9 protein-coding genes are annotated in these 7862 nt (G+C 68.3%); 5 read left to right on the plus strand and 4 right to left on the minus strand.

What is annotated here, in order from left to right; all coding sequences use genetic code 11:
• A partial coding sequence (locus ACKOQ4_RS00005; RefSeq protein ID WP_526287550.1) for a hypothetical protein occupies positions 1-313 on the plus strand: 313 nt, incomplete at its 5' end.
• Positions 314-405: 92 nt separating this feature from the next.
• The gene (locus tag ACKOQ4_RS00010; protein WP_526287552.1) at positions 406-1080 is read left to right on the plus strand and encodes a Crp/Fnr family transcriptional regulator; all 675 of its coding nucleotides are present in this window, start codon (positions 406-408) and stop codon (positions 1078-1080) included.
• 13 nt (positions 1081-1093) lie between these two features.
• On the opposite strand, the gene ACKOQ4_RS00015 is transcribed toward ACKOQ4_RS00010, so the two are convergent.
• The 3 genes from ACKOQ4_RS00015 to sp36 are packed head-to-tail and all read right to left on the minus strand — an operon-like array spanning position 1094 to position 2505.
• A complete protein-coding gene (locus tag ACKOQ4_RS00015; protein ID WP_526287554.1) occupies positions 1094-1867 on the minus strand; it encodes an MBL fold metallo-hydrolase in 774 nt (257 codons plus the stop codon).
• Positions 1868-1891: 24 nt separating this feature from the next.
• Complete coding sequence (locus tag ACKOQ4_RS00020; RefSeq protein WP_526287556.1) at positions 1892-2347, minus strand: RidA family protein; 456 nt, start codon at positions 2345-2347, stop codon at positions 1892-1894.
• Positions 2344-2505 carry a Sp36 family protein gene (sp36, locus tag ACKOQ4_RS00025; protein ID WP_526287558.1) on the minus strand — a complete coding sequence of 54 codons (162 nt, stop codon included), beginning with the start codon at positions 2503-2505 and terminating at the stop codon, positions 2344-2346. The genes ACKOQ4_RS00020 and sp36 overlap by 4 nt, the downstream gene beginning before the upstream one ends.
• Before the next feature lie 75 nt (positions 2506-2580).
• Here sp36 and bagA point away from each other — a divergent pair, with 75 nt between their 5' ends.
• Positions 2581-3603, plus strand: coding sequence for an ATPase BagA (gene bagA / locus ACKOQ4_RS00030; RefSeq protein WP_526287560.1), 1023 nt, complete (start codon positions 2581-2583; stop codon positions 3601-3603).
• Positions 3600-4730, plus strand: coding sequence for an ATPase BagB (bagB, locus tag ACKOQ4_RS00035; RefSeq protein ID WP_526287562.1), 1131 nt, complete (start codon positions 3600-3602; stop codon positions 4728-4730). Before bagA ends, bagB begins: the two co-directional genes overlap by 4 nt.
• 9 nt (positions 4731-4739) lie before the next feature.
• On the opposite strand, the gene ACKOQ4_RS00040 is transcribed toward bagB, so the two are convergent.
• On the minus strand, positions 4740-5096 hold the full coding sequence (locus ACKOQ4_RS00040) for a WhiB family transcriptional regulator (RefSeq protein WP_526287564.1): 357 nt from the start codon (positions 5094-5096) through the stop codon (positions 4740-4742).
• Between the two features lie 293 nt (positions 5097-5389).
• Between ACKOQ4_RS00040 and ACKOQ4_RS00045 the strand changes: the two genes are divergently transcribed.
• Positions 5390-7862 (plus strand): penicillin-binding protein (locus tag ACKOQ4_RS00045; RefSeq protein WP_526287566.1); only part of this gene is annotated, 2473 nt, incomplete at its 3' end.

Here is a 7862-nt window from a genome sequence, read left to right on the forward strand (position 1 = left end):
GGTTAACTCCCCGGCTTTGTCGGGGTTGGGCGGGGGGGCGTTCCCGGGGCTGCTTTTTTTTCTCCCCTTCGGGCTGCCGCGACTGGAAGGCGTGGTGCAGGCCGCACGGCCTGGCGGCGCCGGGATATCCGCGTGTGTGGAACCCACCGCCCGCGCCATCGCCGGGAGTACGCCGGTCCGGCACGCCCCCGCCGAGGCGGCCGGCCCCACGCCGGCAAGCCGCTTCGACCCGATGCTGCTGATCGACGAGCCGGGCCTCCCCACCCGCCCCAATCCGCTGTTTCAGCCATCAGCGGCAGCCAATCGTGTGTAGCGTTGGGACATCGCCGAGACTGCCTAAGCAATGAGCTGGACGTCTCGGCCATCGACGCGTACTCATTCACCCGATGACCTGGGAGGGACCACGTGGACGAGATCCTGGCCAGGGCCGGAATCTTCCAGGGGGTTGATCCGACCGCTGTTTCCGCGCTGACCAAGCAACTGCAACCGGTCGACTTCCCCCGCGGCCACATGGTCTTCGCCGAGGGGGAGCCCGGCGACCGGCTCTACATCATCACCGCCGGAAAGGTGAAGATCGGCCGGCGCTCGCCCGACGGCCGGGAGAACCTGCTGACGATCATGGGTCCGTCCGACATGTTCGGCGAGCTGTCGATCTTCGACCCCGGCCCGCGGACCTCGAGCGCCACCACGATCACCGAGGTGCGGGCGGTGTCGATGGACCGGGATGCGCTGAAGGCCTGGATCTCCGACCGTCCGGAGATCGCCGAGCAGTTGCTGCGCGTGCTGGCCCGCCGCCTGCGCCGCACCAACAACAACCTGGCCGACCTGATCTTCACCGACGTTCCGGGCCGGGTGGCCAAGCAGCTGCTGCAGCTGGCCCAGCGCTTCGGCACCCAGGAGGGCGGGGCCATGCGGGTCACCCACTACCTGACCCAGGAGGAGATCGCCCAGCTGGTCGGGGCGTCCCGGGAGACCGTCAACAAGGCCCTTGCCGACTTCGCCCACCGCGGCTGGATCCGCCTGGAGGGCAAGAGCGTGCTGATCTGCGACTCCGAGCGGCTGGCCCGCCGGGCGCGTTAGTCCCTCCCAGTCCTCAGGTGGCGCGCAGGTAGTCCAACTGCGCGCGCACCGATGACTCGGCGGCCTCCCACAGCGATCGGTCCACGTCGGCGTAGACGTGTTCGACCACCTGCCGCGCCGAGGCATCCTCGCCCAGCACCCGCAGGGCCTGACGTACCTGTTCGAGGCGGTCCTGCCGGTGGGCCAGATACATCTCGGCGACGGCGGCCAGATCGTCGAGGTCCGGTCCGTGTCCGGGCAGGACCGTCCGCCGGCCCAGACCGCGCAGTCGCCGCAGCGAGTCCAGATAGTCCCGCAGGCTTCCGTCCTCGGCGTCGATGACGGCGGTGCCCCGGCCCAGCACTGTATCGGCGGTCAGCACCGCGTCGTCGAGGACGAAGCTCACCGAGTCGGCGGTGTGGCCGGGGGTGGCCAGCACGGTGATGCGCAGCCCTGCCGCAGCGATCACCTCGCCGTCGCGCAGATAGCCGCCGCGGCCGCGGAGGAATCCGCTGCCCACCGAGCGCACCGTCGCACCGGTGGCGCCGACCAGCCGGTCGATGCCCTCGGTGTGGTCGCCGTGACGATGGCTGATCAGGATGAGGGCGACCCGGCCCAGCGCCGCCAGCCGCTCGATGTGCCCGGGGTCGTCCGGGCCCGGGTCGACGATCACCGACTCGGTACTGCCCGGCGCCTTGAGCACCCAGGTGTTGGTGCCCTCCAGGGTCAGCGGGCCGGGGTTGTCGCACACCAGCACCGCGGCCGTTTCGGTGACCGGCCGAAGGACTCCGTAGGCCGGGTGTGTCACCGGCCGCCCGGCGATGCCCGGCGGCTAGGCCACTTCAACGATGAGCTCGACTTCGACCGGGGCATCCAGCGGCAGCGCCGCGACCCCGACCGCCGAGCGGGCGTGGGCGCCGGCATCGCCGAACACCTCACCAAGCAGTTCCGAGGCGCCGTTGACGACTCCGGGCTGTCCGGTGAAGTCCGGGGCGGAGGCGACGAATCCGACCACCTTGACCACCCGGGCCACCGAGTCGACGCCGACGAGGGCCTCGATCGCGGCGAGCGCGTTCAGGGCGCAGGTGCGGGCCGCGGCCTTGCCGTCCTCCGGGCTCACTTCGGCACCGACCTTTCCGAAGTGGGTCGGCTTGCCACCCTTCATCGGCAGCTGCCCGGAGGTGTAGACCAGGTTGCCGGTGCGCACCGCCGGCACGTAGGCGGCCAGCGGTGCGGCGACCGCGGGAAGGGTGATGCCCAACTCGGCGAGCCGCCGGGTGGCGCTCACTTCGGCCTCTTCAGGTAGGCGACGTGCTGTTCGCCCGTCGGTCCTTGCAGCACCGACACCAGTTCCCAGCCGTCGGCTCCCCACTGGTCGAGGATCTGCTTGGTCGCATGGGTCAACAACGGCACCGTCGCGTACTCCCACGTGGTCACTTGACTCATGGCGGAAGCCTAGCCTCCCCGCCGAGTCCGGGGGCAGGCGACGGGCTTGGACAGCATGCACTTGGATAGCATGCAGTGGTGGCGACCAAGCAGAGCGAGGGCACCGCGGTCGGCTGGCCCGACCGCCTGACCAAGGCCCGATTGCATTTCGTCACCGGTAAGGGCGGGACCGGCAAGACCACGGTTGCAGCCGCGCTGGCGCTGACCCTGGCAGCCGGCGGGCGCAAGGTGCTACTGGTGGAAGTCGAAGGGCGCCAAGGAATTGCGCAGCTTTTCGACGTGCCCCCGCTGCCGTACCAGGAAGTCAAGGTTGCGACCGCCGACGCCGGGGGGCACGTCATCGCGCTCGCCATCGAACTCGAGGCGGCGTTCCTGGAATACCTCGAGATGTTCTACAACCTCGGGATCGCCGGCCGGGCGATGCGCCGGGTCGGTGCAATCGAGTTCGCCACCACGATCGCACCCGGACTGCGTGACGTCCTGCTGACCGGCAAGATCAAGGAGGCCGCCGTCCGGCTGGGGCCCGACGGCCGGCCGGCCTACGACGCGATCGTCGTGGACTCACCCCCGACCGGGCGCATCTCCCGGTTCCTGGACGTGACCAAGGCGCTGGCCGATATCGCGAAAGGCGGGCCGGTGCACGCCCAGTCCGAGGGTGTGGTGAGGCTGCTGCACTCCGAGCAGACCGCCATCCATCTGGTCACCCTGCTCGAGGCGCTGCCGATCCAGGAGACCATCGAGGCCATCGCCGAACTCGAGGAACTCGACCTGCCGATCGGCAGCGTGATCGTCAACCGCAACATCCCCCCGTTCCTGCCCGCCGGCGCACTGGCCCGGGCAGCCGACGGCGACGTCGACGCGGACGCCGTTCGGGCCGGACTCTCGACGGCCGGTATCACCCTTGACGACGCCGACTTCGCCGGGTTGCTGACCGAGACCATCGAACACGCCAGCCGGATTCGGGCCCGCTCGGAAAGCGCCCTGGAGCTGGACGCGCTGCACGTGCCGCGGATGGACTTGCCCACGATCGCCGACGGGGTGGACCTGGGCAGCCTCTACGAGTTGGCGGAAATCCTTGCCCGGCAAGGTGTCCGATGAGCGGGGCGCCTCCGACGCTGGACATGAAGTCCATCCTGTCCGACAGATCCAATCGCGTGGTGGTGTGCTGCGGAGCCGGAGGGGTGGGCAAGACCACCACCGCGGCGGCGATGGCGCTACGCGCCGCCGAATACGGCCGCAGCGTTGTGGTGCTGACCATCGACCCCGCCAAGCGACTCGCCCAGGCGCTGGGCATCAAGGAACTCGGCAACGAGCCGCAGCGCGTGCCGTTGGGCTCGGAGGTCGCAGGCGAGCTGTACGCGATGATGCTGGACATGCGCCGCACATTCGACGAGATGGTGTTGGAGTACTCCGAGCCCGGACGTGCGCAGGCGATCCTGGACAACACCTTCTATCAGACCGTCGCCACCTCACTGGCCGGTACGCAGGAGTACATGGCCATGGAGAAACTCGGTCAGCTGCTGGCCCAGGACCGCTGGGATCTCGTGGTGGTGGACACCCCACCGTCGCGCAACGCGCTGGACTTCCTCGATGCCCCCAAACGGCTCGGCAGCTTCATGGACAGCCGCATGTGGAAGCTGTTCCTCGGACCCGGACGGGGAATCGGCAAGCTGGTCACCGGCGTGATGGGCCTGGCGATGAAGGCGGTCTCGACCATCGTGGGCTCCCAGATGCTGTCCGACGCGGCCAACTTCGTGCAGTCGCTGGACTCGACCTTCGGCGGATTCCGGGAGAAGGCTGAGCGGACCTACGACCTGCTCAAGCGGCGCGGAACGCAATTCGTGGTGGTGTCGGCGGCGGAGCCCGACGCGCTGCGCGAGGCGACCTTCTTCGTCGACCGGCTTTCCGAGGAAGGCATGCCGCTTGCCGGGCTCATCCTCAACAGGACCCACCCGTTGCTGTGCACGTTGACCGTGGAGCGCGCGATCGACGGGGCCGCCGAGTTGGAAGCGGACCCGGGCGCCGGCGGCAACGAGCTGGCCGCAGCGGTGCTGCGCATCCACGCCGACCGGGGGCAGACCGCCAAACGGGAGGTGCGGCTGTTGTCGCGGTTCACCGGCGCCAACCCGCATGTGCGGGTGGTCGGGGTTCCGTCACTGCCGTTCGACGTGTCCGACCTCGACGCGCTTCAGGCGATCGCCGACCAGATCACCGGCGAAACGTAAAAAGCACCGTCAGCAGACGCTGCGGTGCTTGCGCTGGGCTGCGAAGAACTCCGCCCAGGAGGAGACCTCGGGGTGCTGCTTGAGCAGGGCGCGACGCTGGCGCTCGGTCATGCCGCCCCAGACACCGAACTCGACGCGATTGTCCAGCGCGTCGGCCCCGCACTCGGTGATGACCGGACAGTGTCTGCAGATCACAGCCGCTTTCCGCTGGGCCGCGCCGCGCACGAAGAGCTGGTCCGGATCGGCCGAGCGACATAAAGCTTGAGAAACCCAGGCGATCCGGGCTTCCCCGCTCGCCGCCTGCTGAAGTGAACCGTGAATCGATGCTGCGCTGGTCCTACGCGCGGCGGGCCGAGTCCCCGACACGGGCGATCCCTTCGTCTCCAGCCACCCCGATGGGGGGGCGTTATCCCTCCGGTGCAGTCGCGGTGCGATCTACGCCACATTGCGAAGCGAGTGTTACCTGCGTCGCACTGTGTGCTTAAAGTAGGTGGTCAGGTCGCGTTTGCGCAACAGTGCAGTCACAGGTTTTTTGGGACAACCGTCCAGCACGGGTATGAACTGCGGTTTTACGACTCCCGCGTCGCGATTCATGGTTGGCACAGCCTCTTCGCAGAGGCGGAGCACTCCTGCAAGTCGCTCTCGTTAGGCTGTCACCCATGTCGGATCGCGCGCCCGCCGCTTCGACGTTCATCAAGCTGGCCTGGGCATGCCTGTTGGCCAGCGTGCTGGTGGCCGCCCTGCTGTTCCCCGTGGTGGGCGGTCTGGGACTGATGTCCAACCGGGCTTCCGACATCGTGGCCAACGGATCCACCCAGGTCCTCGAGGGCGACGTGCCGGCCGTGACCACCATGGTCGACGCCAAGGGCAACACCATCGCCTGGCTCTACTCCCAGCGCCGTTTCGAGGTGACCGCCGACCAGATTGCCGACACCATGAAACTGGCCATCGTCGCCATCGAGGACAAGAGGTTCGCCGAACACAACGGCGTGGACTGGAAAGGCACGCTGACCGGCCTCGCCGGCTACGCATCGGGGGAGTTCGGCACCCGCGGCGGATCCACCATCGAGCAGCAGTACGTCAAGAACTACCAGCTTCTGGTGGTCGCCCAGACCGACGCCGAGAAGCGCGCGGCCACGGCTCCTACCCCAGCCCGGAAGCTGCGCGAGATCCGTATGGCGCTGAGCCTGGATAAGACGCTGACCAAACCGGCGATCCTGACGAGGTATCTGAACCTGGTGTCGTTCGGCAACGGCGCATTCGGGATCCAGGACGCCGCGCAGACTTATTTCGGTATCGACGCCTCGGCCCTGAACTGGTCACAGTCGGCTCTGCTGGCCGGCCTGGTGCAGTCGACCTCGACACTCAACCCCTACACCAATCCCGACGGCGCGCTGGTGCGGCGCAACCTGGTGCTGGACACCATGATCGAGCAACTGCCCGACAAAGCCGCTGAGCTGCGCAAGGCCAAGCAGCAGCCGCTGGGCATCCTGGCGCGCCCGAACGAACTGCCCCGCGGGTGTATCGCCGCCGGCGACCGGGCCTTCTTCTGCGACTACGTCCAGGAGTACCTGACCCGGGCCGGGCTGAGCAAGGAGCAGATCGCCCGTGGCGGCTACCTGATCAAGACCACGCTGGATCCCGATGTCCAGGCCGACGTCAAGAAGTCGGTGGACTCGATCGCATCGCCGGATCTCGACGGCATCGCGAGCGTGATGAACGTCGTGCTGCCGGGAAAGACCAGCCACCCTGTCATCGCGATGGCCAGCAACCGCGCCTACGGACTCGACATCGACGCGGGACAAACCGTTCAGCCGCAACCGTTCTCGTTGGTCGGCGACGGCGCCGGGTCCATCTTCAAGATCTTCACCACCGCGGCGGCCCTGGACCTGGGCCTGGGCATCAATGCCACGCTGGACGTGCCGGGCCGCTTCGAGGCCCGGGGCCTTGGCGAAGGCGGGGCGAAAGGCTGCCCGAAGGAGACCTGGTGCGTGGTCAACTACCGGGATCCGCGCTACCTGAGCATGAACGTCACCGAGGCGCTTGCGAAGTCGCCCAACACGGCGTTCGCGAAGCTGATCTCGCAGGTGGGCGTCACCCGCACCGTGGACATGGCCGTGCGGCTGGGTCTGAGGTCCTACACCGAACCGGGAACGGCCCGCGGCTACGACCAGGACAGCAACGAAAGCCTGGCCGATTTCATCAAGCGGCAGAACATCGGGTCGTTCACACTGGGCCCGTTCGAGGTGAATCCGCTGGAGTTGGCCAATGTCGCGGCCACCCTCGCCTCCGGGGGAATGTGGTGCCCGCCCAATCCGATCGACAAGATCTACGACCGGCGCGGCGACGAACTCTCGGTCAACGCCGAAGCCTGCGAACAGGTGGTGCCCGAGGGACTGGCCAACACCCTGTCCAACGCGCTGGCCAAGGACACCATCAGCGGCACCGGCGCCCCGGCGGCCGGCGCGGCCGGTTGGGATCTGCCGATGTCGGGCAAGACCGGCACCACCGAGGCGCACCGCTCAGCCGGGTTCCTGGGCTACACCAACCGGTTCGCCGCGGTGAACTACATCTACGACGACTCGCCGGACCCCAGCGACATCTGTTCGTTTCCCCTGCGCCAGTGCGGGGACGGTGACCTCTTCGGCGGCAAGGAGCCGGCCGAGACCTGGTTCACCGCCCTGACTCCGATCGCCGGGAAGTTCGGCGACGTCGCGATACCGCCGACGGATCCGCGTTACGTCGACGGCGCACCGGGCTCCCGGGTTCCCAACGTCAACGGCCTGAACCAGGACAGCGCGCGAGAAGAGTTGCGTGCCTCGGGGTTTCAGGTGGCCGACCAGGTCTCGATGCTCAACAGCACAGCATCGGCCGGCACCGTGGTCGGCACCTCCCCGGCAGGTCAGACAGTACCGGGCATCATCGTCACCCTGCTGGTCAGCAATGGCGTCGCCCCGCCCCCGCCGCCGCCGCCCGCCGCGCCTTCGCCCAAGCCCGGCCACTTCGAACTCGCGTCGGTTGTGGGTCAGATCCAGCCAGCCCCGCTCGGTGAAGGCCGCCCGCAGGTCCTGCCACGGCAGCGGACGGCCGTGTGCCCGGTGCTCGCGGTCGGTGAGGTACTTGGCCGGGTTC

Source organism: Mycobacterium sp., from assembly GCF_046095365.1.
Lineage (GTDB): Bacteria > Actinomycetota > Actinomycetes > Mycobacteriales > Mycobacteriaceae > Mycobacterium.

Excerpts from the sequence above, each read along its gene's own strand:
- sp36 (WP_526287558.1), bottom strand. The coding sequence starts at position 2,505 with ATGAGTCAAGTGACCACGTGGGAGTACGCGACGGTGCCGTTGTTGACC.
- bagB (WP_526287562.1), top strand. The coding sequence starts at position 3,600 with ATGAGCGGGGCGCCTCCGACGCTGGACATGAAGTCCATCCTGTCCGAC.